23 protein-coding genes are annotated in these 25,375 nt (G+C 62.5%); 18 read left to right on the top strand and 5 right to left on the bottom strand.

Features of this window, described 5'->3' with window-relative positions; translation table 11 throughout:
* The first annotated feature begins 5 nt into the window (after positions 1 to 5).
* The gene (locus ACWHYV_RS04715; RefSeq protein ID WP_447979501.1) at positions 6 to 533 is read left to right on the top strand and encodes a thioredoxin family protein; all 528 of its coding nucleotides are present in this window, start codon (positions 6 to 8) and stop codon (positions 531 to 533) included.
* Positions 530 to 1,021: a hypothetical protein gene (locus ACWHYV_RS04720; protein ID WP_447979502.1), complete on the top strand. Its 492-nt coding sequence runs from the start codon at positions 530 to 532 to the stop codon at positions 1,019 to 1,021. The genes ACWHYV_RS04715 and ACWHYV_RS04720 overlap by 4 nt, the downstream gene beginning before the upstream one ends.
* A gap of 22 nt (positions 1,022 to 1,043) precedes the next feature.
* Here the strand turns inward: ACWHYV_RS04720 and ACWHYV_RS04725 are convergent, their stop codons facing one another.
* The 3 genes from ACWHYV_RS04725 to bioF form a co-directional block, all read right to left on the bottom strand.
* Positions 1,044 to 2,207 (bottom strand): PilT/PilU family type 4a pilus ATPase, encoded by a 1,164-nt coding sequence (locus ACWHYV_RS04725; protein WP_447979503.1) that lies wholly within the window; start codon positions 2,205 to 2,207, stop codon positions 1,044 to 1,046.
* Positions 2,208 to 2,241: 34 nt separating this feature from the next.
* Complete coding sequence (locus tag ACWHYV_RS04730; protein ID WP_447979504.1) at positions 2,242 to 3,300, bottom strand: type IV pilus twitching motility protein PilT; 1,059 nt, start codon at positions 3,298 to 3,300, stop codon at positions 2,242 to 2,244.
* A gap of 78 nt (positions 3,301 to 3,378) precedes the next feature.
* The gene (gene bioF, locus ACWHYV_RS04735; protein WP_447979505.1) at positions 3,379 to 4,542 is read right to left on the bottom strand and encodes an 8-amino-7-oxononanoate synthase; all 1,164 of its coding nucleotides are present in this window, start codon (positions 4,540 to 4,542) and stop codon (positions 3,379 to 3,381) included.
* Positions 4,543 to 4,723: 181 nt separating this feature from the next.
* On the opposite strand from bioF, the gene ACWHYV_RS04740 reads away from it, so the two are divergent.
* A complete protein-coding gene (locus ACWHYV_RS04740; protein ID WP_447979506.1) occupies positions 4,724 to 5,506 on the top strand; it encodes a tetratricopeptide repeat protein in 783 nt (260 codons plus the stop codon).
* Positions 5,507 to 5,681: 175 nt separating this feature from the next.
* Here ACWHYV_RS04740 and ACWHYV_RS04745 read toward each other — a convergent pair whose 3' ends face one another.
* On the bottom strand, positions 5,682 to 7,064 hold the full coding sequence (locus tag ACWHYV_RS04745; RefSeq protein WP_447979507.1) for a transglycosylase SLT domain-containing protein: 1,383 nt from the start codon (positions 7,062 to 7,064) through the stop codon (positions 5,682 to 5,684).
* A gap of 268 nt (positions 7,065 to 7,332) precedes the next feature.
* On the opposite strand from ACWHYV_RS04745, the gene ACWHYV_RS04750 reads away from it, so the two are divergent.
* From ACWHYV_RS04750 to ACWHYV_RS04800, 11 genes are all read left to right on the top strand, one after another.
* Complete coding sequence (locus tag ACWHYV_RS04750; protein WP_447979508.1) at positions 7,333 to 8,472, top strand: pyridoxal-phosphate-dependent aminotransferase family protein; 1,140 nt, start codon at positions 7,333 to 7,335, stop codon at positions 8,470 to 8,472.
* Positions 8,473 to 8,512: 40 nt separating this feature from the next.
* Positions 8,513 to 10,105: a phosphoglycerate dehydrogenase gene (serA, locus tag ACWHYV_RS04755; protein WP_447979509.1), complete on the top strand. Its 1,593-nt coding sequence runs from the start codon at positions 8,513 to 8,515 to the stop codon at positions 10,103 to 10,105.
* 107 nt (positions 10,106 to 10,212) lie between these two features.
* Positions 10,213 to 11,475: an ATP phosphoribosyltransferase regulatory subunit gene (hisZ, locus tag ACWHYV_RS04760; RefSeq protein WP_447979510.1), complete on the top strand. Its 1,263-nt coding sequence runs from the start codon at positions 10,213 to 10,215 to the stop codon at positions 11,473 to 11,475.
* A gap of 22 nt (positions 11,476 to 11,497) precedes the next feature.
* A complete protein-coding gene (dnaB, locus tag ACWHYV_RS04765; protein ID WP_447979511.1) occupies positions 11,498 to 12,865 on the top strand; it encodes a replicative DNA helicase in 1,368 nt (455 codons plus the stop codon).
* Between the two features lie 92 nt (positions 12,866 to 12,957).
* Positions 12,958 to 14,814: a tetratricopeptide repeat protein gene (locus ACWHYV_RS04770; protein WP_447979512.1), complete on the top strand. Its 1,857-nt coding sequence runs from the start codon at positions 12,958 to 12,960 to the stop codon at positions 14,812 to 14,814.
* 285 nt (positions 14,815 to 15,099) lie between these two features.
* A complete protein-coding gene (locus ACWHYV_RS04775; protein WP_447979513.1) occupies positions 15,100 to 15,678 on the top strand; it encodes a type IV pilin protein in 579 nt (192 codons plus the stop codon).
* Positions 15,679 to 15,769: 91 nt separating this feature from the next.
* Positions 15,770 to 16,723: a tetratricopeptide repeat protein gene (locus ACWHYV_RS04780; RefSeq protein WP_447979514.1), complete on the top strand. Its 954-nt coding sequence runs from the start codon at positions 15,770 to 15,772 to the stop codon at positions 16,721 to 16,723.
* Between the two features lie 12 nt (positions 16,724 to 16,735).
* Positions 16,736 to 17,692 (top strand): ABC transporter ATP-binding protein, encoded by a 957-nt coding sequence (locus ACWHYV_RS04785; RefSeq protein ID WP_447979515.1) that lies wholly within the window; start codon positions 16,736 to 16,738, stop codon positions 17,690 to 17,692.
* On the top strand, positions 17,689 to 18,453 hold the full coding sequence (locus ACWHYV_RS04790) for an ABC transporter permease (protein ID WP_447979516.1): 765 nt from the start codon (positions 17,689 to 17,691) through the stop codon (positions 18,451 to 18,453). Before ACWHYV_RS04785 ends, ACWHYV_RS04790 begins: the two co-directional genes overlap by 4 nt.
* A 239-nt stretch (positions 18,454 to 18,692) precedes the next feature.
* Complete coding sequence (locus ACWHYV_RS04795; RefSeq protein WP_447979517.1) at positions 18,693 to 19,994, top strand: nucleotide sugar dehydrogenase; 1,302 nt, start codon at positions 18,693 to 18,695, stop codon at positions 19,992 to 19,994.
* 145 nt (positions 19,995 to 20,139) lie between these two features.
* Positions 20,140 to 21,258, top strand: coding sequence for a DegT/DnrJ/EryC1/StrS family aminotransferase (locus tag ACWHYV_RS04800; protein WP_447979518.1), 1,119 nt, complete (start codon positions 20,140 to 20,142; stop codon positions 21,256 to 21,258).
* Between the two features lie 43 nt (positions 21,259 to 21,301).
* Here the strand turns inward: ACWHYV_RS04800 and ACWHYV_RS04805 are convergent, their stop codons facing one another.
* Positions 21,302 to 21,832: a hypothetical protein gene (locus ACWHYV_RS04805; RefSeq protein ID WP_447979519.1), complete on the bottom strand. Its 531-nt coding sequence runs from the start codon at positions 21,830 to 21,832 to the stop codon at positions 21,302 to 21,304.
* Between the two features lie 369 nt (positions 21,833 to 22,201).
* Between ACWHYV_RS04805 and ACWHYV_RS04810 the strand changes: the two genes are divergently transcribed.
* The 4 genes from ACWHYV_RS04810 to ACWHYV_RS04825 all read left to right on the top strand — a co-directional run bounded on the left by ACWHYV_RS04810 (position 22,202) and on the right by ACWHYV_RS04825 (position 25,356).
* A complete protein-coding gene (locus ACWHYV_RS04810) occupies positions 22,202 to 23,068 on the top strand; it encodes a DUF6279 family lipoprotein (RefSeq protein ID WP_447979520.1) in 867 nt (288 codons plus the stop codon).
* Positions 23,069 to 23,620: 552 nt separating this feature from the next.
* Positions 23,621 to 24,034: a hypothetical protein gene (locus tag ACWHYV_RS04815; RefSeq protein WP_447979521.1), complete on the top strand. Its 414-nt coding sequence runs from the start codon at positions 23,621 to 23,623 to the stop codon at positions 24,032 to 24,034.
* Between the two features lie 71 nt (positions 24,035 to 24,105).
* On the top strand, positions 24,106 to 25,017 hold the full coding sequence (locus ACWHYV_RS04820) for a hypothetical protein (RefSeq protein ID WP_447979522.1): 912 nt from the start codon (positions 24,106 to 24,108) through the stop codon (positions 25,015 to 25,017).
* Between the two features lie 18 nt (positions 25,018 to 25,035).
* A complete protein-coding gene (locus ACWHYV_RS04825; protein WP_447979523.1) occupies positions 25,036 to 25,356 on the top strand; it encodes a hypothetical protein in 321 nt (106 codons plus the stop codon).
* Positions 25,357 to 25,375: the final 19 nt, after the last annotated feature.

Below are 25,375 nucleotides of genomic sequence, written 5' to 3' on the forward strand. Positions count from 1 at the left end.
CGGTCGTGAAGATCGGGGACCGGGCGCCTGACTTCACCCTGCCGGGAGTCGACGGCCGAATCCACCGGTTGACCGACTATGCCGGCATGCCCGTCCTCGTCGTCGTCTTTTCCTGCAACCATTGTCCTTACGTCCAAGCCTATGAAGACCGGTTGATCGCACTTCAGCAGGAGTATGGGCCGCGCGGGGTGCAGGTGGTCGCGATCAATTCCAACGACGAGGTCGGCTATCCCGAGGACAGCTTTCCGGAGATGATCGCCCGCGCGTCGGCCAAGGCCTTTCCCTTCCCCTACCTGCGGGATGCCGATCAACGGACGGCTCACGCCTACGGCGCCACCCATACACCGCAGCTCTTCGTCTTCGATCGGGAACGGCGGCTGCGCTATACGGGCAAGATCGATGACAATTGGCAACGGCCGGAGGCGGTGCGGCGACGGTATCTTCGCGACGCGCTCGACGCCCTGCTTGGCGGTGCGGAGCCGGCCGAGCCGGTCACCCATGCGATCGGCTGTACCATCAAATGGGCGGAGTGACGGGACCCGCGAGCGAGGCGCGGGAACGGAAGTGGACGTGGATCATCGCCGGCTTTGTCCTTGTCCTGTCGATCGCCTCCATTCTCTGGCATACAAGGCCCCCCAAGCCTGCGGCCGCCCCCCGGCTCGATCCCGCCATGGTGCCTCTCGCCACCGGCGAGGAGTCTGTCGATCAGTTGTTCACTCGCGGCGGGTGCGTCGTGTGTCATACGATCCCGGGCATCCCGGGCGCGGATGGCAAGGTCGGGCCCAAGCTCGTCTTGGGCCGGACTGGTCCCGCCCGCTTGTCCGACCCGGGTTATCGAGGAGAGGCGAGGACGGTCCGGGAATACATCATCGAATCGATCCTCGCTCCAGGGGTCTACGTGGTGCCCGGCTATCCGGATTTCGTGATGCCGCGCTGGTATGGACGGAAGTTGAGCGCCGGGGCGCTGGATAAGATGGGGAGCTATCTCGAGTCGCTGGTGGACGATGACACGAAGCCGTGAGGGGCGGCGTGGAGCCGAACGATCACTTGAACGGCTGCGCGCCTTTGATCTGAAGCGAACCCGACCGGCCAGGCACCTTGGCGCCTGAGGCGGGAACGGCCGGGCCGTCATCATCGGCTTTCAGCCCGGCCAGCTTGATCTTGACCCGGAGGTTGTTGGCGCTGTCTGCGTTGATCAGCGCCTGCTCCAGGCTGATCTTCCCGGCGGCATAGAGCTCGAACAGGACTTGATCGAACGTCTGCGAGCCCTCCTGAACCCCCTGTTCCATCGCCTCCTTGAGCAGATCGACCTGTCCCTTCTTGATCAGATCCTTGGCTCTCGGCGTGTCCATGAGGATCTCGCAGGCGGCCACACGTTTGCCGTCGAGCGAGGGGATCAAGCGTTGCGAAATGATCGCCCGCAGGTTGAGGGAGAGCTGCAGGTAGATTTGCTGGTGCCGCTCCGGCGGGAAAAAATTCATGATGCGCTCGATCGCCTGGTTGGCGTTGTTCGCGTGCAACGTGCTCAAGCACAGATGGCCCGTCTCGGCGAACGTGATGGCCGCCTCCATCGTTTCCTTGTCCCGGATTTCACCGATGAGGATCACGTCCGGCGCCTGACGGAGCGTGTTCTTGAGGGCCGCCTCGTAGGACTGCGTGTCGAAGCCGACTTCCCGTTGGGTGACGACGGATTTCTTGTGACGATGCACGAACTCGATCGGGTCCTCGACGGAAATGATGTGCCCCGGGGTCCGCTCGTTGCGATAGTCGATCATGGCCGCCAGCGAGGTGGATTTCCCCGAGCCCGTGGATCCCACGAAGAGCGCGAGCCCGCGTTTCGTCATGGCGATATCTTTGAGGACGGGCGGCAGACCGAGCTTGTCGATCGGTTGGATCTCGACCTTGATCTGTCGGATGACGATGCCGACGTTGCCGCGTTGGCGGAAGATGTTGACACGGAAACGGCCCAGGTCCGGATAGTAGAGGGCCAGGTTCATTTCCATGGATTCTTCGAACTCTTTACGTTGGCGTTCTCGCATGATGGCCAGCGCGAGGGCTTCGAGCTGTTCATTGCTCAGCGGGGCGTCCCCGATCGGCTGCACCACTCCTTGGATGCGATAGTTGGGGGCGAGATCCGCGGTCAGATAGAGGTCGGAGGCGTCGCGGTCCACCATGACCTTGAGCAGTTGGCGAATTTCGAGCGGCATGGATCCTCCGAAGCAGGCGCGGACGTGCCGGCGGTCAGGCGGCGCCGATGGCGGTGCCGGCGAGCAGATTGGGGTTCATGCTGCGGGACTGCGCCTCCGCCTTCGTCACGAGCCCGCGCGTGGCGAGGTCGATCAGCGCCATGTCCATCGTCTGCATGCCGTCCTTCTGGCTGGCCTGCATGATGCCCGGAATCTGGTGGAGCTTGGCTTCCCGGATGAGATTGCGGACCGCCGTCGTCGCCACGAGAATTTCAAGCGCCGCCACGCGCCCTCCCGTCTTCCGCTTCAGCAACGTCTGGGTCATGATCCCTTCGATCGATTCGGCGAACTGGGCACGGATCTGCGCCTGCTGATTCGGGGGGAAGACGTCGATGACGCGGTCCACGGTTTTATAGGCACTCGAGGTATGGAGCGTCCCGAAGACCAGGTGGCCCGTCTCGGCGGCGGTCAGCGCGAGCTGAATCGTCTCCAGGTCCCGCATTTCGCCGACGAGAATGATGTCCGGGTCTTCGCGGAGCGCCGAGCGGAGCGCGTTCGCAAACGAGTGGGTATGGGAGCCGAGCTCCCGCTGGTTGATCAGGCACTTCTTGGACTTGTGGACGAATTCGATCGGGTCTTCGATCGTGATGATGTGGCCTTCGTACGTCTCGTTCAGGTAGTTGATCATGGCCGCCAAGGTGGTCGACTTACCGGATCCCGTCGGGCCGGTGACCAGGATCAATCCCTTTTCCTTGTCGCACAACTGCCGGACGATCGGCGGCATGTTCAACTGCTCGAGCGGAAGGATTTTCGTCGGAATGGTTCGAAAGACGGCCCCCTCTCCCCGGAGCTGCATGAAGACGTTGACGCGAAACCTCGCCAGCTCGCCCATCTCGAACGAGAAGTCGCACTCGTGATGCTCTTCGAAGAGGCGACGTTGCGCATCGTTCATGATGTCGTAGACCATCGAATGGACTTCTTGTTTGCTGAGCGGCGGGTGGTCGAGTTTTTTCATTTCGCCGTTGAGGCGAAGCATGGGCGGCTCCCCGGAGCTGAGATGGCAATCCGACGCTCCCTGCTGGACGCCGAAGGTCAAGAGCTGAGCGATGTCCATTGTCCCTCCTCACAGTGGGCCGCCCCTCTGGCGGTCCAAGCCGAGCCACTGTAAGTATAACGTAGGTTTGAGTTCTGTCTAATGAAGGAGACCCAGCTCTTGGCCTGCTTTTTGGAAGGCGGCGAGCGCTGCGTCCAGGTGCTCGCGCGTGTGCGAGGCGGTGACGCTCACACGAATCCGACTGGTGCTCTTGGGAACGGTCGGGGGGCGAATGGCCGGCGCATAGATCCCATGGGCCAGGAGCCGATCGGCGAACCGGAGGGCCAGTCGGGCATCGCCGATGATGACGGGGAGAATGGGGCTGACGGTGCCGGGTATCTGAAATCCCAGGGCCCGCAGGCCGTCATGAAGGTACGCTCGATTGGCCCACAGGCGTGCTCGGCGCTCGGGTTCGGCCTGAAGCAGCCGGAGGGCTTCAGTGGCGGCTGCGGCGATGGACGGGGGCGGGGCGGTCGAATAGATGAACGAGCGCGCGGTGTTGATGACGTAATCGATGAAGGAGCGGTCGCCCGCGACGTAGCCGCCGCTTGCTCCGATCGCCTTGCTCAGGGTCCCCATGTGAAAGGGGATGCGGGCGGTCAGGCCAAAGTGCTCGATCGTCCCGCGTCCGTGGGCTCCCATCACGCCGGTGCCGTGTGCGTCATCCACCAAGAGGAGCGCGCCGCGGCGCTCGGCACACTCGACGATCTCGGGGAGCGAGGCCGCATCCCCATCCATACTGAAAACCCCTTCCGTGACGATCAAGGCCGGCCGGGGTCCGGCGTGGCGTGCGAGCAGTTCGTCCAAGTGTGCGACGTCGTTGTGGCGGAAGACCCGGAGCCGGGCTCCGCTGAGCCGGCAGCCGTCGAGCAAGCTCGCATGGCAGAGGCGATCGGCCAGGACGAGGTCCCCGGGCCGCACGAGAGCCGGAATGAGGCCGAGGTTCGCGGCGTAGCCCGAAGAAAAGACGAGTGCCGCTTCGGTCTCCTTGAACGCGGCGAGCGCCTGCTCCAGGTCGGCGTGGGGAACCAGAGTCCCGCAGAGCAGGCGTGATGCGCCCGTGCCCACTCCGAATTCCCTGACGGCACAGATGGCCGCTTCTTTCAGCCGCGGGTCAGCGGCGAGTCCCAAATAGTCGTTGGAGGCGAGCAGGACGACGGAACGTCCGTCGAAGCGTGTGACGGGGCCCGGCGCCGAGCCGACCACCCGCAGGTGACGGAGCAGGTGGGATTCCTTGAGTTGTCGGAGGTGGTCCTCGAACACGCGCGTCCCTGAGCGTACGCTATACTCGGCTCTCGCAGGTGTCAATGCAGCCGGGCGATCCCCTCGAGGAACCCTTGCCATGCAAACCGAGGCGCTGGCGAACGCTCGGTCCTCACGCACGTCCTTGGACCCCCTTGATTGACAAGGCCTTCACCAACCCTGTATAAGGCACCGTTTTCCCATGTCCTATCGTATCCGTATCCCAACGAAAAGCACGACGCCCGACGAAGCCCAACTGCTGAGCGGGATGGAGCGCCTCGGCCTCTGGCTGCAGGAGCATCGCGCGCCGGTGGTGATCGCGGTTGCGGTCGTCGTGATCGCCGGCCTGATCATCGGCGGCATCGTCTGGTTCGATCAGCGGAACCGCGAGCGCGCGCGCGATCTCGAACGAGAGGCGACGGCGCTCTATTTGGATCGGCCGATCGAGAAGCCCGAGCAGGCGGAGCAGAACCTCAAGGAGGCGATCGCACGCTACCGGCAGGTGTTGGAGCAGTACCCGCGAACGTCGAGCGCACCGCTTGCCTTGTTCCATCTCGGCAACGCCTTGATGGATGCGAAAGACCTGACGGGCGCGATCGACGCCTACCAGAAGTTCCTGGCCGCCTACCCGGACAACAAGCCCCTGCTTGGGCTCGTGCTCCAGCGGCTCGCCTATGCCCAACTGCTCAAGGGCGACGTGAACAGCGCCGTGAAGTCCTTCACACTCGCCCTGGAGACCCCCGGCACGCTGAACAAGGATCAGGTCCTGTATGAGCTGGGGAAGATCGAGGAAAGTCAGTCACGTCCGGAAGGGGCGCTCGCGCGCTATCAGGAGCTGATGAAGAGCTATCCCAACTCGCCGTTTTCCGCCGAAGCCGCCGTCCGCGCGAAGGCGTTGGAAGTGAAGACGACGCCGGCCGACTCCCCGACCCAATCCACGCCGCCCGCTTCCCCCACGACGCCGTCCTCACCGGCCAAGAAGTAAAGACCCAAACGGTCGGTTCCGGCTGCTCTGCCGTTCGCCTCATGGCAGACGCTGGCTCACACCCTGCTCTGAAGCCCGCTGCCGGCCACCGCCGAGACAAGCGGCGCCCTACTCAAGTGCGGCCATCCAGCTCGCCACCTAGCGACCATACCAACCGACGGGGATCAAAGAAGATCTAACGGGGAGGACTGATGGTGAGCAGGTCGCCGGGCCGAATACCATGCCCCGCGAGGCGGTTCCGTGCCTTCAGTTGGGCGACGGACATGTTGAAGCGCTTGGCGATCGTCCACAGCGTGTCGCCCACGCGGACGCGGTAGGAGCCGGCGGGTTCGACGCGGCCCTTGGTTTTGACATTTTTCGCGACCGCCGGGGCTGGCTTCCAAGCGGGCAGCTTGACGATGGCCTGCTGCATCAGGGGCCGGCTGCCGACCGGGACCTTGAGATGGTAGTGCTCATCGTCAGGAGGGGTGACGTCGAGCCTGAGCTCGGGATTGAGCCGGCGAAGCTCGTACAGTGAGGTGCCGGTGGCCTCTGCCAAGGCTCTCAGGGAAATCGAGTGCGGCACGATCACTTCCTCGAACTGATGCGGCTCGGGCGGATCTTGGACAAAGCCGTACTGATCGGGATTCTTGGCAATGATCGTGGCCGCCATGAACCGCGGCACGTACTCCTTGGTCTCTCGACGCAGATGCTTGGTTTGGGCGATCTCCCAGAAACTGTCGGCCCGGGCCTTCTGAAGCGCGCGCATGACCTTTCCTTCACCGGCGTTGTACGCGGCCATGGCGAGCGGCCATGTGCCGAACAGATCGTACAGGTCTCTCAAGTAGCGCGCCGCGGCCACCGTCGACTTGATCGGGTCCCGCCGTTCATCCACGTAGCGATCCACCCGAAGCCCATAGAGCTTGGCCGTTCCTTTCATGAATTGCCAAGGGCCGGTTGCGCGGGCTCGCGAATACGCGTGCGGGTTGAAGCCGCTCTCGACCAGGGAGAGATAGACCAGGTCGCTCGGGAGATTGAATTCGGAGAAAATACTTTCGACCAGGGGCTTGTAATGCCCGAGGCGGGTCAACCATTGCTCGAAGCGATCGCGGATCGCGATGTGGAAGAAGCGGATATGGGACTCGACCTTGTCGTTTCGCACGATCGGGAGCTCGAGGATGCCCCCGGCCGCCTCGGGCTCCGACAGCCTCGCGTCACCCGGGGCCAACGCGGAGCGGGACGGGTCGAGGAGATCGCTGAAGCGGGACGGCAGATTCGAAGGACCGACCCGGAGCGTCGGTTCTCCGTCCGCTCCAAGGAGCGGTTCTAATGAAGGCGATTCGCTCGCCAGTTCCTCACCGGGGGATGTTTCCTCGAGGTCGTCGCCCGGCTCGGCAGCCTCCGAGTCAGCCTCGAGGGCGGAGAGGTCGACAGCAGGCGAGAAGTCAGCCACGATCAGGGGCACCGACACGGACAGGCGCCCTGAACTCTCGGTCTCTTGTGCAAGCGCGACGGTTGGGAACGCCGGACCGGCCAACGCCAGCCATAGTGCGACGCTCAAGATGACGGGAACGGGCATGAGATTGATACGTATGGAGGAAGAAGGTTGACTGCGTAGCGAAATCGCCCGTAGGGTAGCGGGCTGGGTAGCCCTTGTCAAGCCGAAGGGTCGGAGGTCACCAGAGACCCGCTGGTCATCCTTCGCCCGGGTCTCACCGCACCGGCATCGCGCAACCTACTGAAATCCTTTCGTTTCATCGTGGTCGTTGCCTTGACACTCCCTATCTCGTGTGGTAGCGTAACGCCCTTCTTGCCCTGATCACGACTCACAACAAGGAGAGCCGAGGATGTTGAAGCGCTACCTGTTGGCCCCGGGGCCGACCCCCGTTCCGCCCGAAGTTCTGTTGGCCATGGCCAGACCGATCATTCACCACCGGGCGCCCGAATTCGCCCAGTTGTTCGGTGAAGTCCGGGAGGATCTGAAGTGGCTGTTCCAAACAAGGAATGACGTGCTGATCCTTGCCTCCTCCGGGACGGGCGGAATGGAAGGCTCGGTCGCCAACTTCCTGTCCCCGGGCGACAAGGCGTTGGTCGTGAACGGGGGCAAGTTCGGTGAGCGATGGGGCAAGCTGTGCAAGACGTTCGGCGTCCAGGTGACGGAACTCAAGGTCGAGTGGGGGCGGGCGGTCGATCCTCAAATGGTCGCCGACGCGCTCAAGAAAGACCCCTCCATCAAGGCCGTGTTCGTTCAAGCCAGTGAAACCTCCACCGGTGTCGCCCATCCGACGAAAGCGCTCGCCGAAGTCGTCCGCCCGTGCGAGGGGACGATCCTCGTGGTCGATGCGATCACCGCGCTCGGCGTGTTCGATCTTCAAACCGACGCCTGGGGCTTGGACGTCGTCGTGACCGGATCGCAAAAGGCCTTGATGTTGCCGCCGGGTCTCGCCTTCGTCAGCGTCAGCGAGAAGGCGTGGCAAATGGCGGACAAGGCGAAAAACGCCGCCTTCTATTTCAACTTCAAGAAGGAGCGGGAGTCACAAATCAAGAATCAGACCGCCTACACCCCCGCCGTCTCGATGATCCTCGGGCTTCAGGAAGTCCTGCGGATGTTGAAGGCCGAGGGCCTGGAGAACGTGTTCCGGCGCCAGGCTCGCCTGGCGGAAGCCACCCGCCAAGGGGTCCAAGCCGCGGGGCTCTCCCTTTTCCCAAAAGATTCCCCCAGTGATGCGCTCACCGCCATTTCGGCTCCGGACGGTGTCGACGGACAAGCGATCTACAAGAACCTGCGGGTCCAGTACGGCATCACGGCGGCGGGGGGCCAGGATCATCTCAAAGGCAAGATCTTCCGCATCTCCCACATGGGGTACATGGACACGTTCGACGTGATCGGCGCGCTGGCGGCGATCGAAATGGTCTTGAAGGGCCTCGGGCATCCGGTAAAACTGGGCAGCGGCGTGGCGAAGGCCCAAGAGCTGCTGATGGCCTGAAGTCTTGTCACTCTGATGACGGCTCGAAGATGAGGCGCCCGTGAAGATTCTGGTCAGCGATAGTCTGTCGAAACAGGGGGTGGAGATCCTGCAAAAGGCGGGCTTCACCGTCGATGTCAAGACCAAGCTCCCCAAAGAAGAGCTGCTGAAAACCATCGTGCCGTACGATGGATTGATCGTGCGCTCCGCGACCAAAGTGACGGCCGAGGTCATCGACGCGGCCGTCAACCTGAAGGTCGTCGGCCGAGCGGGCTCCGGGCTCGACAACGTCGACACGGCGGCGGCCACGCGTCGCGGTATCGTCGTGATGAACACGCCGGGCGGAAACACGGTCACCACCGCCGAGCACACCCTCGCGATGATTTGCGCCATGACCCGCCGGATCCCGCAAGCGACCGCTTCGATGAAGGGCGGCAAGTGGGAGAAGGAACGGTTCATGGGCGTCGAGCTCTACAACAAGACGCTCGGGATCGTGGGCATCGGGCAGATCGGCGGGTATCTGGCGAAGCTCGCGCAGGGCATCTCGATGAACGTGATCGCGTACGATCCCTACATGGCCGAAGAGCGCGCGCGCAAGATGGGCGTCGAAATCGTGGATCTGCCCGAGCTGTTCCGGCGCGCCGACGTCATCTCCGTTCACACGCCGCTCACCGCTGAAACGAAGTCACTCATCAACGCCGAGGCGATCAGCCGCATGAAGCCGGGGGTGATGATCGTCAACTGTGCGCGCGGCGGCATCGTGAACGAGATGGATCTCGCCGAGGCGCTCACATCGAAGCGGGTCGCCGCCGCGGCCTTCGACGTCTTCGAGGAGGAGCCGATCAAGCCCGACCATCCCCTGTTGGCGCTCGACAATTTCATCTGCACGCCGCATATCGGCGCATCGACGACGGAGGCGCAGGAGAACGTCGCGGTCGGCATCGCCGAGCAGATCGTCGATTACTTCACGAAGGGCATCGCCCGGGGCGCGGTCAACATCCCGTCGGTTCCCCCCGAGCTCCTGCCGCGGCTCCAGCCGTACCTCACCTTAGCCGAGAAGATGGGCCTGCTCCAGGCGCAACTCTACGAAGGGGGCCTCGAGCGCGTGACGGTCGAGTACAGCGGCGAAGTGGCGTCCCTCTCGGTGGCGCCGCTCACGATCGCCGTGTTGAAAGGGCTCCTGACGCCGATTCTCGAGGATGCGGTGAATTTCGTGAACGCCCCGGTGATCGCGAAGGAGCGCGGCATCGAAGTGAAGGAGGTCAAGAGCAGCGACGCGGGCGATTTCACGAGCGTGATCCGCGTCCGGGTGGAGGCCGGCAAGAAGTCGCATCGGCTCGCGGGCACTCTCTATCACCGCAAGGAGCCGCGGGTCATCGAGATCGACAACTTTCAGGTCGAGGTGGTCCCCGAGGGGCACATGCTGCTGATCCTCAACGTCGACAAGCCGGGTGTGATCGGCGCGGTCGGGCAGATTCTGGGCGACCACCAGATCAACATCGCCCGCATGCAATGCTCCCGGGAAGAGCGCGGCGGGAACGCGCTGTTGATCATCGGGCTCGATGCGGCGCTGCCGGCCGGCGTCTTCGACGCCATCAAACGCGCGCAGCACATCGTCTCCGTCAAGCTGGCCGACCTCTCGAAGGGGCTGTAACCTTTTGACCGCTATGGCTCGCCCCTCCCCATCGGTCCCCCCGGAAAGCCTCCACGCCCCGCGGTGTCGCGCCGCACAAACCCGAACGGTCGCTGATTCCGGTAGGGATGGCGACGATCCTGCCGCATACGGCGCAGCGGGTCCGCCATCTCGAAGAGACCCTGCTCGCGACCCTGAGTCAATGGGGCTACCAGGAGATCATTCCCCCTACGTTCGAGTATCTGGACGTCGTGCAGGCGGGGCTCGAGCCGGACCTGATCGAGAAGTGTTACAAGTTCTCGGATCGCACGACCGGCCGGATCCTCCTGCTGCGTCCCGACGTGACGGCGCAGATCGCCCGCATCGTGGCAATGGGTATGGTGGGGACGGATCTCCCGCTGCGGCTGTGCTACCGGACGACCGTCTTCCGGTACGAGCCGGAGCACGCGGGGCGCGAGCGGGAAATCTTTCAAGTCGGGGCCGAGCTGATCGGGGCCGATGATGTGGCGGCCGACGCGGAGATTCTCGCGCTGATGGCCGAGTGCCTCCGGCGTCTCGGCCTGGAAGAGTTCAAGATCTCGGTCGGGCACGTCGGATTTTTCAAAGCCCTCCTGGCCAAGTCGGGGTTGTCCGAGGAAGGGCAAAAGCGGGCCGAGCAGGCCGCTGCGCGGAAGGACCTGCCGCGGTTGGAAGAAATCCTCCAGGAGGAGCGGGTGAATCGGACTCAGGCCGGTGCCATCCTCGAAACCGTGGGGCTCTACGGGCGCGAGGAGGTGCTCGCACGCGGGCGGGCCTTTGCCGGCCAGGATCGCGACCTGCGCCCGGCTGTCGATCGACTGGCCGACGTGTACGACCTGCTCAGCCGCTCCGAGCTCCGAGCCCACCTGCTGCTCGATCTCGGCGAGTTCCGCGGGTTCGATTACTATGATGGCCTCGTCTTCGAGGTCTTCGCGAAAGGCGTCGGCTATGAGATCGGCGGCGGCGGCCGCTACAACCATCTGATCGGGCGCTTCGGGCGGGATCTCCCTTCGACGGGCTTTGCCTTCGACGTGGATCGCCTGTTCCGCGCGATGGAGGACGTGGAAGCCGAGGCGCCGGAGAAGGCCCCTCATTTTTACGTGTCGGCCCCGCCCAAGCACCAGGACCAGGTGTTCGAGACGGGCCGCGTGCTGCGCCAGGCGGGCTACCGCGTGATTCAAGCCTGCCGGACGGACGGCGCGGACGCCGTGCTCGCCGAAGGGGCCCGGGTCGGCGCGGAAGTCGTCGTCCTGCTCGGGGTGGCGGGGGTGGCAGCCGATGAAGCGCTCGTCGCGATGGTCCACGCCGAGGGGCCGGCCGCCCGGCCGTCCAAGAGCAAGCTGAAAGATCTTCCCAGTCTGATCCGGCGTTAGTCGCGCGCCTTCAGGTGGTTCAATGAAGCCGATGCCGATCAGCCGTGCCGACGAGTCGCAACCTCGTCTCCCTCCGCAGAACCTCGAAGCCGAACAGTCGATCCTCGGTGCGATCCTTCTCGACAATAGCGCCATGGCCAAGGCCATGGAACTGATCACCGAAGAGGATTTCTACCGGTCGGCGCACAAGCGAATTTATCACGCGATGCAGACCCTGTCGGAGCAGGGAGAGGTCATCGATCACATCACGCTGACCGAGCATCTGAAGACCAGGGGCGAGTTGGAATCGGTCGGCGGCTCCGCGTACTTGGCGGAGCTGCTCGATGCCGTTCCCACCGCGGCGAACATCCGCTACCACTGCCGGATCGTCCGGGACAAGGCCCTGCTCCGCGGCTTGATCACGACCTCGACCGACATCATCGAGCGGGGCTATGAGGAAACGGCGCCCGTCGACGATCTCCTCGAGTACGCCGAGCGCACCGTCTTCAGTCTCGCCCAGGGCAAGCTTGGCCGTTCCTTCATTCGGGTGAAAGAGATCATCAAGGAAAGCCTCGACTACGTTGATGTCCTCTCGAAGCGGGATCAGAAGACCGTCACCGGGGTGCCGACGGGATTTGTCGAGTTGGACGAACTGACGGCCGGGCTTCAGCCGTCGGACCTGGTGGTCATCGCCGCGCGTCCGAGTATGGGGAAGACCAGCTTGGCTCTCGGGATGGCCCAGCACGCGGCGGTCAAGCACGGGTATGTCGTGGGGATCTTCAGTCTGGAAATGTCGAAGGCCCAACTGGTGCTGCGCATGCTGAGCTCGGAGGCGCGCGTCGACTCGCACGCGCTGCGGACCGGGCGGCTTCAAAAGGAAGACTGGTGGCGTCTCGCGGAGGCGGCCGGGAAGCTGGAGCAGGCGCCGATCTTCATCGACGATTCCGGTGCGTTGACCGTGCAGCAGATGCGCGGGAAGGCGCGGCGGCTCAAAGCCGAGCAGAAGCGGCTGGACCTGATCATCGTCGATTACCTTCAGTTGATGCAGGGGCGGAGCGATGCCGAGTCGAGGCAGCAGGAGATCTCGGACATCTCACGGTCGCTCAAGGCCCTCGCGAAAGAGCTGAACGTCCCGGTCATTGCGCTCTCCCAGTTGAGCCGGGCCGTCGAGAGCCGCAAACCGCCGATCCCGATGCTGGCCGACTTGCGGGAAAGCGGGGCCATCGAGCAGGACGCCGACGTCGTGATCTTCATTTACCGGGACGAAGTGTACGATTCGGAGTCGGAGAAAAAAGGCATCGCGGACATTCTGGTCAAGAAGCATCGCAACGGACCGACGGGGGACCGGCAGCTCGTCTTCCTCGACAAGTTCGCAAAATTCGAGAACCTGGAGGAGCACCACACCGTTTGACACCCCCTCGGCCGGCCCTTATAATTTGGTCGCAACGTGTTGGCCTTCCACGGTTTCCTTTCACTCTCGGTTTCACATCAAGAGGTTTTCTCGTGACACGGTGGCTCTGCGTGACGAACTCAGCGCGGCCCACATGGGTGAGGCCTACGATCAATCTGCTGACGGTGCTCTCGATCATCGTGTCGTGTACGACCGTGCCCCAGGCCGAAACGAGCGCGACGGCCTCGGCCAAGCCGGCCGCCGGTCCGGTGCGATCGGCGCCGCCTCGGGACACGATGGCCTATTATCATTTTCTGCTCGGTTATGAGGCCGAGCTCAATCAGGATACCGAGCGGGCCATCCGCGAATATCAGCTGGCGCTTCAGGGGGACGCCTCGTCGGTGTTTCTCAAGTCCCGGCTGGCCGTCCTCTACTTTACGAACGGGGATATTCCGAACGCCGTTCGCTTGGCTGACGAGATGGCTGGCGCCGACATCCACGACGCCCAGATCTTCATCCTGATGGCCGGGATCTACGCCAAAGGGGGCCAAACGGACAAGGCGCTCGCCATGTACGATCGCGCGATCGCGGTCGATCCCAACCAAAGCGAGCCCTACTTCTCGAAAGGCGGACTGCTCGTCAACCTGAAGCGGCTCGACGAAGCCGAGCGGGTGTTCGAGCAAGGCGTGGAGAGGGCCAAGGACTCGCCGATCGGCTATTACTACCTGGGCCGCATCGAGATCGAGGCGAAGCAATACGATCGCGCCATCCGCCATCTCGGCCAAGCCATCACCATCAATCCGAACTTCGAGCCGGCCTATACCGCGCTCGCCGGTCTGTACGAGGCGCAACAGGACCGGACGAATGCCGCCGCCGTCTACCGGAAATATCTCGAGGTGGTGAACCCCCACAGCCGCGAAGTCCGACATCACCTGATTCGCCTGTATCTCCAGGACAAGGCGTATCAGGCGGCATTGGGGGAGCTGCAGGCGGCGCTTCGGGACGATCCCGAGGATCTCGATGCCCAACTGCGGCTGGGTCTCGTCTACGGGGAGCTGAAGGACTACCGCAATGCCGTCGAGCAGTTGACGAAGATCTTGGCCGCGCGCCCCGGCGAGCTCCGAATCCGGGACTACCTCGGCCTGATGTACGAGGAGCTGAAGGACTATGACAAGGCGATCGAGGCCTATCGCCGGAACCTCGAGCTTCAACCCACGTACGTCGACGGGCACTTGCATCTCGGCTTCCTGTACTACCGGTTGAAGCGCTCGGCCGAAGCCACCACTCATCTTTCCGAAGTCGTCAAGCTGAACCCGAAACAAGCCGACGCCTATCTCTTGCTCGGCCTCGCTCACCTCCAGGCCGAGCAATACGCGCTGGCCTCGCAGGCCTTCGAAGAAGGCATTCGCCACAACCCAAGCAACCCCGACCTCCATTTCAACTTGGGGACCGTGTACGACAAATTGAATCGATTCGATGACGTCGTCCGCGCGATGGAGTCCGTGCTCAAGCTCGATCCGAAGCACGCCGACGCCCTGAACTACTTGGGATACAGCTACGCCGACCGCGGCATCAACATCGAAGAAGCGGTCTCGCTGACGCAGCGGGCAGTCTCGCTGAAACCCGACAACGGCTACTATGTCGACAGCTTGGGGTGGGCGCTCTTCAAGATGGGCCTGGTGGAAGAGGCGAGGGCTGAGCTCGTCAAGGCCACGATGCTGGTCAAGGACGACCCGGTCATCTACGAGCATCTGGGCGAGGTCTACTTGAAGCAGAACCGGCTCCAAGAGGCGCGCGAGGCGTGGCTGCATTCCCTCGAGCTCGATCCCTCGAATACCAAGCTGATCGAGCGCTACAAAGAGCGCGGCTTTGGCGATCCGACCCTCGAAGAGCGGGTGCGGGAGGCCAAGCGGCGCGTCTCACAGAACACCGCGCCGGGAGCTCTCTCGGACGTCCCCGCTCAGAAGTAGGCGCGCACGCCCCGCTCCCGTTCTGGGGCGGGGCAGGGCCACCACCCACCCCTCCGCTAGATCCTCCGCCGGGTCAAATCTTGTCGCTAAGTATCATTCTGTGGAACGCCGGAAGGCCTGGTGTATCCATTCGTGACCGCATGGCTTCCTAAGTAATTGAAACTATTACGTCACGTCTTCCTTTGGCAAAGGCACGGAAGCTGCTTTCTTCCCCTCCAGCGAGCGTGATCCGAGATCAAAACGGGTTCATGGCGGGGCAGAGAGCAACACACAAAGGAGGGCGTTATGCTCAAGTCGTTGCGGAGTAACAAGGGGTTTACTCTCATTGAGTTGATGATCGTGGTGGCGATCATTGGTATCTTGGCCGCCATCGCGATCCCCAACTTCCTTCAGTATCAGATGAAGTCCCGGCAATCGGAGGCGAAGACGAACCTGGGGGCCATCCGGACTTCGGAGCTGTCGTTTAGCGGTGAGCGCGGCTGCTTCATTGGAATCACCGCGTATCCGGCAACCGCACCTGCCGCGGGTACGAAAATGGTTCAGCAGCCGTGGTTGGCTGGTCCCGCAGCGATAGTGGCGAACAACTGGTGCCAGGCTGGCGGTACTTTCGTCGGCACCTTCTCGAACATCGGGTTCCAGGCGAGCGGCAGCGTGTATTATCAGTATGCTGCCGATGCTTCTGCCGTTGCCGTTCCGATTCCTGCCTGCACGCTTGGCTTAGCTGCGGCGACCGGCTTGGGTCCGGCGGTCCAGACCGGGTTCGTGGCAACCGCCTCATCTAACTTGGATGGTGATGCCAATCTTTCCTACTGGGCAGCCAGCAGTGACAACGGTGTGCAGGACTGTAGTGTCGGTGTCTTCTGATATCGGTCCTCAGGCTTAGCCGGACCAGTGTCCCGCCGGTTCAAGAGCTGGCGGGACACGCATTTTCACGATCTTCTCAGTCGTTCGTGCAATGATAGCCCGCATCGACCTGTCATTCGAACCCTCATCTTCCGTGGCCACCGGTCGCCTTTCTCCCTGGCTGAAACGAACTCTCTCGATGGTCATTCTCCTTCTGGCCCTCTCCACAGTACTGTCTCTCCAATACGAGCTCGACAGTCGTTTGGACAGAACTGCCCTCAAGCTCGAAGAGCTGGCCCAGCTTCCTCGCGGCCAGTATCTCAAGCCGGCGTTGCTCGGCTATCACCATGTCTCGGCCGATGTGTTGTGGTTACGGTTCATCCAGGTGCTGGGGAAGAAGCGAAACACAGCCAATGACTATCAATGGATGTATCACGCGCTCGATGTCATTACGACGCTCGATCCTCAATACGCTTACGCCTATCAGGTCGGTGGGATCGTCTTGAGCGAGCTCGCGCATCGAATTGATCTGAGTAACGAGATCCTCCACAAGGGCCTCGAGGCGAACCCTCAGGTCTGGTGGCTGCCGTTCAACATCGGCTACAACTACTTCTTCTATCTGGGAGACCCCGGTCGTGCTGCAGGCTATATTGCTCGGGCGGCCAAGTTGCCCGGGAGCCCTGACTATCTTCCCGGTCTTGCTACCCGCATGTATGCCGAAGCTGGCAATCCCGATGTTGCGCTCTCGTTTCTAGAGGCGATGTGGCGCCAGACCGACAACGAAGTCATCAAAGCCGAGCTGGAAAAGAGGATGAAGGAGCTCATCATCGAGCGGGACATCCGACAACTGGAATCGGCCGTAGCTCAATATCGTGAGCGTCACGGAGCCTACCCCAACCTTCCACAAGATTTGATTCGCTCCGGCATCCTCGCACGTATCCCAGAGGAACCCTTCGGCGGCGAGTACCGGGTCGATTCCAAGACAGGGGCGGTGACGAGTAGCAGCCATCCCAAGAGACTACATGTGTATCGCCCCGAGGAGTTAACCAAGCCGTCTTCGTTGTGAGGTAAGTTAAGTATGGACATGTTCCCCGACGTCATCATCAAGACGCACGGCTTGCGCAAGACCTTCAAGGTCGGATTTTGGGGCAGGTCGGTGACGGCCCTCCAGCAGCTCGACCTGGAAGTCCGGCGGGGCGAAGTCTTCGGGTTCCTGGGGCCGAACGGCGCGGGCAAGACGACGACGCTGAAGATCCTCATGGGCTTGATCTATCCGACGGCCGGCAAGGCGTGGCTGTTCGACCGCGAGATTGGTGACACCACGGTCAAGCATCAGATCGGCTTTCTCCCGGAATCGCCGTATTTCTATGACTACCTGACCGCGATCGAGTTCCTGCGGTTCTATGGACAATTGTTCGAAATTAAGGAGCCTCGGCTGGGGGCGCGGATCGAGGAGTTGCTGGTTCTCGTCGGGCTGAGTCATGCGAGGCACTTGCCGCTCCGGAAGTTCTCCAAGGGCATGCTCCAGCGGATCGGGATCGCGCAGGCGCTGATCAACGACCCGCAGCTCGTCGTCTTGGATGAGCCGATGTCGGGCCTCGATCCGGTCGGCCGAAAAGAGGTCCGCGACCTGATCCTGAAGCTCAAGGAGTCCGGTAAGACGATCTTCTTCAGCTCCCACATCCTGCATGATGCGGAGCTGCTGTGTGATCGCGTCGGGATCCTGCTCGGCGGACGGCTGGTCGCGACCGGACGCGTCAACGATCTGGTCGGCAATGCTTCCACCGACAACATCGAAGTCGTCGTCGAGGGTTTGAGGGAGGAAGGGTTGGCGCACGTGACGCCGCTGACCGTCCGGACCATGGCCCAAGGAGACCGAACCCTCTTGATCGTCAAGGGCCAGGAGCAGGTGAATCGTGTCCTTGACGTCATCCGGGCGGCGAAGGCGCAGTTGGTTTCGTTGACACCGCAGAAAGGGTCGCTCGAGGACCTGTTCATGCGTCAGGTCCGCGAGGAAAAGGCGGGGCGAGCATGAGACGCGTGCTCTCGATCGGTCTGAACACCTTCCGCGAAAACCTCCGCGAAAAACTGCTCTACAACCTCCTCGTCTTCGCGCTGCTGATGATCGGCAGCTCGATTCTCCTCTCCCGGCTGACGTTGGGTGATGCGAACCGGTTGATCCTCGATCTGGGCCTGGCCAGCATCAACCTGTTCGGCGTCCTCATCGCCATCTTCGTCGGCATCGGGCTGGTCAGCAAGGAAATCGACAAGAAGACGATCTTCACGATCATCTCCAAGCCGGTCCCGCGCTATCAGTTCCTCCTCGGCAAATATCTCGGCCTCTCGATCACGCTCCTCGTCAACACGTCCATCATGTCGGCCGGCTTGCTCGGCGTCCTGGTGGTCATGCACGTGCCCATCGAGCCCGTGCTGTTCGAGTCGCTGCTCTTGATCTTCGTGGAGCTGCTGGTCATCACCGCCGTGGCCCTGATGTTCTCGACCTTCACCAGCTCGACGTTGAGCGCGATCTTTACGCTGGCGACCTATGTCATCGGGCACCTCTCGGCCGACCTCAAACTCTTGGGGGCCAAGCTCGATGCGTTGAGCGGGGCGGTCTTGACCGGCATTTACTATCTCGTGCCGAACCTCGAGCGGTTCAATCTGAAGGGCCACGTCATCCACCAACTCAACGTGGGGCCGGCCGATCTGTCGCTGATCGTCGCGTATGGGATCGCCTATGCGGCCCTTTCCCTCGCGGTCGCCGCGCTCATCTTTCAGCGCCGAGACTTCCAATAGCGGCCGGCCCCTGCTCCGGTCCCTGTCAGCCAAGAGAGGCTTGCATTGACCTCTTCGGCAGGGTACATATACCCGCCTAGGCCATTGGGGAACTGCGTAACTCAGTAATTAAGTAAGTCAGTAATTGGTTCAGGGCCCACGAAAGTCCTCAGTTATTCAATGACGTTCTTCTTAAGCAGTTGCTCAATTACTCAGTTACTCCATTATCGCTACACATAGGCGTTACCGGGAGGGCGAGGATGAATCTGATCGAGAAGATCCGAAACCGCAGTGCCGTCGTCGGCGTCGTGGGCCTCGGCTACGTCGGCTTGCCCTTGGCCGTTCTGCAGGCGAAGGTCGGGTTCCAGGTGTATGGATTCGACGAGGTGCCCGAGAAGGTCGCGCGCGTCAATCGGGCCGACAACTACATTCCCGACGTCGAGGACAAGGACCTTCAAGAGGTCATTCAGTCCAAGCGCCTCGTGGCGACGAACGACTTCAGCGTGTTCGGGAAATGCGACGTCGTGCTCATCTGCGTGCCGACCCCGCTGACCAAGAACAAGGAACCGGACATCGGGGCGATCCTCAAGGTCAGCCATGAGCTCGCCAAATACGTCCACCCGGACATGCTGGTCGTGCTGGAAAGCACCACCTACCCGGGCACGACGGATGAGGTCATGATGCCGATCTTGACGAAGAACGGGCTCAAGGTCGGCGATACGCTCTTCATGGCCTTCTCGCCGGAGCGGGTCGATCCCGGCAACCGGAGCTTCAAGACCCACAATACGTTCAAGCTGGTCGGCGGCGTGACCCCCGCCTGCTTGCAGGTGGCCCAGGCGTTCTACGAGCAATCGATCGTCAAGATTTTCCCGTTGTCCTCGTCGCGCGTCGCCGAGATGGCAAAAGTGTTCGAAAACGTCTTTCGGTCGGTGAACATCGCGCTGGTCAACGAGCTGGCCATCCTGTGCGACCGCATGAACATCAACGTGTACGAGGTCATCGACGCCGCGGCGACGAAGAACTTCGGATTCATGGCCTTCTATCCGGGCCCGGGCGTCGGCGGCCATTGCATCCCGCTGGATCCGTACTATCTCGCGTGGAAGTCGAAGGAATACGACCTGCATACGCGCTTCATCGAGCTGGCGGGCGAGATCAACGAAAGCATGCCCTACTACGTGGTGGCGAAGCTCCAACGGATCTTGAACCGTCACGGGCGGTGTGTGAACGGCGCGAAAGTCCTCGTCCTCGGCGTGACGTACAAGGCGGACGTCGGCGATCCCCGCGAGACCCCCGCCATCAAGGTGATGGAGTTGCTGCAACGGGAAGGGGCGGATCTGTCGTACGTCGATCCGTTTGTCCCGAGCGTGACCTTGGACGGACGCGCCTACCAGGGGGTGGCGTTGACCAAGGAGGTGTTGGAGCGCAGCGATTGCGCCCTCATCCTGACCGCCCATTCGGCCTTCGATTACGATCTCGTGGCGCGGCACGCGAAAGTCGTCTTCGATACGCGAAACGGCACCCGCCACGTCAAGGTAGCGCGGGACAAGATCGTCCTGTTGTGAGCAATCGCCGGTGGCCGGCCTGAGGTCCAAAGGCCGGCCCGGTGCCCGTAACCATCATCCCCGTCGAGTGAACCGCCCAACGTCAACCGCCCGATCCGATCGACTGCTGACGCGCCGGAGTGGATGGCATGAAGAAGGAGCACGTGTGAACATCCCGCTGTTGGATTTAAAGGCCCAATATCAGTCGATCCGTGCCGACGTATTGAAGGTCATCGAGACGGTCTGCGATGAGCAGGGGTTCATCTTGGGCCCCCGGGTCTCCGAGCTCGAGCGCAGCCTGGCCGAGTATACCGGCAGCCGCCATGCGATCGGTGTCGCCTCGGGCAGCGACGCCTTGCTCTTGTCGCTCATGGCCTTGGGGGTCGGCCACGGTGATGAGGTCATCACGGTGCCGTTCACCTTTTTCGCCACGGCGGGAGCCATCTCGCGGCTCGGTGCCAAGCCGGTGTTCGTCGATATCGAGCCGACAACCTTCAATATCGATCCGGCCCAGGTCGAGAGGAGCATGAGCCCGCGGACCAAGGCGATCATCCCGGTCCACCTGTTCGGTCAGTGTGCCGACATGGAAGCGCTCGGCGACATCGCCCGGCGCCGAGGCGTTCCCATCATCGAGGACGCCTGTCAGGCGATCGGCGCGGCCCGACACGGCAAGCGCGCGGGAACCATGGGCGCGACGGGATGTTTCAGCTTTTTCCCGTCCAAGAATCTCGGCGGATTCGGGGACGGCGGGCTGATCACGACCAACGACGACGGCTTGAACGACAGGCTCGGCATGCTCCGCGTCCATGGGAGCAAGGTCCGGTACGTGCACGAATTGGTCGGGATCAACAGCCGGCTGGACGCGCTGCAAGCGGCGGTCCTCCAGGTCAAGCTGAAGCATCTGGATCACTGGGCCGAAGGACGGCGGCGCAATGCGGCGCGCTATGGGCAGTTGTTCCGCGAGGCCGGATTGCTCGACCGGGTGACCCTCCCGAAGACCGACATGGGCAACGAGCACGTGTTCAATCAATTCACCATTCGGGCGCAGAAACGGGACGAGCTGCGGGCCTTTCTCAAAGAGCACGGCGTCGGCACCGAGATTTATTACCCGGTCCCCATGCATCTCCAACCCTGTTATCGAGAGCTGGGGTATCAGAAGGGCGCTTTACCCGAGTCGGAGCGAGCCGCCGAAGAGGTGCTGTCTCTGCCGGTCTATGCCGAGCTGACGGAGGCCCAACTGATCCGCGTGGTCGAGACGGTCAGGGACTTCTATCGGAGGACCTGAGGGGGCGGCGGAAAGTGGAAGGGCGGCTGACAGGTTTCTGCGTTTATCGGGGAACGTCGTTTGGCTCGGGGGACGGAAGTCCTTGCTCAGCCGCGGCCATTCGCCGCCAGTTCCGGACGAACAGGTGTCGATCGAACTCGATGATCATGCCGTACTGGCGGTACTCCCAACTGAACTCCGTTCGGCGCAGCGTCACGGATGACGGCCGTCCCAACCGACTGAAGACTTCCTCCCTCGACAGACCGATGAGCGGGCGGGTGCCGACAATTCCTTTGATCGGTGCGCCGTGATCCTCCCGATGCGTTTCTGCGGCCCGTCTCGCCAGCGCAGCGGCCTGGGCCGCATTGACTCGTAACAGCCGCCACACGGTCGTCCGATCCTGCGCGCAGCCTGCGGCCGGCCTCTCTTCGTGGATCATCTGCGTCTCGATGACCACCCCTGCGGCGCTCCGTGCCCGGGCATAGTTGAGCAACTCCTGGACCCCATTGGCATAGGCCTGCTGTCGCCCCTCCTCGGCGGACGCCGCACAGGAGGCCTGTCCGATGAAAAAAAGATCCTCCCCGAACCGGTACATCGCTTGCTCGGTCCAGAAAGGTCGCGCTCGGTCCGAAGAGTCGGCGGACGCCGGTTCCGAAGGAATGGCGATGGCGAGCCCAAGCAACAGAGTCAGACACAGCAGCCGGCAGGAACGGATACGATCAGCGTACGGTTGGAGAGGCATGGCACCCCTCGAAGGATCACTGCGGCCATCCTACTCCCGTCCGTCCATGCCCTGCAATCGACATCCGGAGCTGCCAAAGATGTACGACAGAAGTCGCAGAAGGAGGTGAGGCATGCCCTGTCCGCTTGCCCGCCTGGTGCTGTCACTAAGGGATCCTGCGGGCAGCAATCGCGCCGGCCCGTGTGGTAGGATTCGGACCGTCACAACAGTTCCTCCCGAGCCATGTGTCACGTTCCACGAAGTCGCCACCCCGTTCGTCTCCTGGCGGTGCTCTCCCTGGTCCTGGTGTCGCTGGCGGCGTGCGCGCCCACGCTGCTCTACCGCCATGCGGATCGCCTGGTGGTCTGGAAGGTGGATGATTATTTCGATCTGACGGCCGACCAGAAGCGCGTCCTCCGCGATCGCCTCAAGCAGACCCTGGCCCGTCATCGCCGTGAAGCCTTACCGGCCTACGAGCGCTTCTTGATCGAGATCAAACAGCGGAGCGCCGATGGGATCACCCGTGAAGAGCTGGATTGGGCATTCGCCACCTATGAGGAGCTGCGGAAGGACCTGTTCGCCCGGTTGGTGGACGATGCCGCCTCATTCCTCCTCTCCGTGAAAGACTCGCAGGTCGCCTACGTAGAGCAAGTCTTTCGGAAGGAACGACAAAGGTCGGAGGCCCTTCTCCTCATCGCTGCCGATATCCGGCTGGACAAACGGGCGGCCGCGACGGTCGATTGGCTGAAAGATTGGCTGGGCCCCCTGTCGCAAGAGCAAAAGCAGCGCATCCGCGAGTTGAGCCGAGGGCTTCCGGATCTGCTCCCCCTGCGGGCGACGTTTCAAGCCGAGCGGCAGCACGAGCTGGTCCGGCTCCTGCGGCAGTCGCCCGATCGCGCGATGCTCGTACAACGGCTCTCGGATTGGTGGGTGGATCCTGCGCGAAGCGAGCCGCCCGACTATCAGTCGGCTCTCCAGCAGATGCGGCAAGCAATCAAGGACATGACCCTGTCGATCGACGCGACGCTGACCGGCCAGCAGCGAGCCCATGCCCTCTGGAAATTGCAGCAATTGATCGAGGATGTTCACGGCCTTGCTGCGACGTCTTGACCCGACGGTGCGCGGCTCTGTCGGCGACGGGATGGAGACCATGTCGGAGACGATCCGATTGACGTCCTCTGGAAAACGGCTTACTATCCCGTCATCAAATGATCGAGAGTCGCCCTGGGCTGGCGACGATGTCGTGGAGCCCCGGGACCAACAAGAGGGGGTCTGTATGGACCTGACTCCACCTGACTAGACGAGCCCGCTGACGTTCTAGAGGGCCTCTCCTCGACGAGGCGGGCGGGGACTCAGGGCGGATACTCCGACGGCGGACCTCATGACACGCCAGGCGGTAACGCCACCAACCACGGTTGTCAGGCGGCATGGTCGTGAGGCGTTGAAGCCCGAAGAGAATCGCGTCGAAAACTGAGCCGCGCGCGTCCGGCACGAAAGCGGGTCGTTGTTCGACATAGAGAGGCAATCGTCCGGCACGGATGTGCCGAGAAAAGGCCACGGTGAAAAGCCGTGGCCTTTTCTTTTGATCCATTCGACCACCCACGCACCTGTTTTTTCTCTCCCGTTCTAGGGTATGCTTCGCCGCGCCCTCTGCTGATCCCTATGCCGTCTCCATCTGAAGAGCCGTTGGCCGTGCTCGGACGCCTGCTGTGCGGGCTGTGTGTGGTCTATGGGCTGGCGGGGTGCGCCGGGTTGGAGGATCGGCCGCCACACCCCGTCGCCGAGGCGCTGATCGGAAAGACCCAGCACGAGCTGTTGAGCTGCGCGGGCGCGCCCCTCGCCGAAAGCCGGCACCAGGGATTCACGATCCTGACCTATTACAAGGAAGCGTCACTGCTCGAAGAGTCGTTCCCGCTGTCGAAGACCACCCTGCCGAAAGTGCATCACGGCTGCCGGGCGAGGATTCGCTTGGAAGATGATCGGGTCACCGGGGTGGAATACCACCCGGTCCCGCAAGACTTTCATGAAGAGGTCCACTGCGACGAAATCTTTCTCCCATGCCTGACAGGGTCGTGACCACCGTGGTCGTCTGCGCCGCGCCGTGCCTCCTAGACCCTGACGACGCAGTCGCGTAGGATAGCGCGCCCATGGCGCAGGTCCGGAAGGCGGGAAAACGGCGAGTGGCTCGGTTTCGTCTGGTCGTTTCAGTGGCCCTGCTTGCCTGGTCCCTCGATGTACCGGCGGTCTTGGCGCTCGAGAAATACGGCCGGCCGCTGCCGTCGATGGAAGGCGGGACGAACGGGGTCCTGCGGGAAGCCCAGGAATCACTCGTCGGCGGGTACGTGCTCACGTCCGTGTTTCTCTCGAACCCGTCGTTTGCCGCCCGGCCGGACAACACGGGCCTCGTCGGGCTCCGGCATATGGTCCATTTGGAGCGTGATCTCTACAAGCAGTACCTGACCTTCTACACCGATCAAAATTTCTTCTCAGATCGCAAGACCGGCTGGATCGAGCTGTCGGAATGGGACCAGACCTATGCCCTGACGGGCGTGCTGGGGCACTGGAATTGGCGCATCCAGTACGAACGCGATGCGCCGCTCGACAAGAGCGGGCTCAAGCAGATCTACGCCGATACGCTCGTGACGTATCGCATTCGAACCGATGAAGACTGGCTGTGGTGGCGGCGTCTGTTTCCTGCCAATGAACTGACCGCCTACGCGGGGGCCGGCTGGCTCTTCCACAACCAGCATTACTTCGCCCGCCCGGACAACACCGGCCGAGCCCTGTTCCGCTACGTCGCGCACTTCGATCTTGATCTCTATCGGCAGCGCGCGATCGTGTTCGGCGACGTCAATATGTTCACCGATCGGAGCGCCGACAACGCGGCGCGCCCGACCGAGTTGGATTGGATCGTCGGGATCGCGTTTCGGTGGCGGGACTTCGAGTTGAGCGTCTACCACGAGCAAGACCGGCCGTTGGATCGCTCGTCGCTCGTGCAGCAATACCTCGCCGTGCAGTTGCGGTTCGCCTTCGACGTTCCCAAACGGGCCGTCCAATGATCCTGGAGGAATGAGGCGATGACGATGCTCAAGTCGATGCGAAAGGCCGATTCGACGGCCTGGGTGATCGTCGGGCTCGTCGCCGGCGTCTTTCTCATCGATTGGCTCACGCCGCTCGGGGTCGTCGTGTGGGTCCTCTATCTCGTCCCCATCGCCTTGGTCGCACGTAAGCGGACGCCGAAGGAAATGGTCATGTGGACGAGCGTGTGCAGCGTCCTCATTGTCCTCGGCCTGTTCGTCAGCCCATCCGGCGTTCCGGTCCATGTTGGGGTGATCAACCGAGTGCTGGGGGTGACGAGTCTCTGGACGGTGACGTTTCTGCTCCGCTTGTGGATGTAGGGGGCGGGTTCGGGAGCGT

This window comes from Candidatus Nitrospira bockiana (assembly GCF_965152565.1).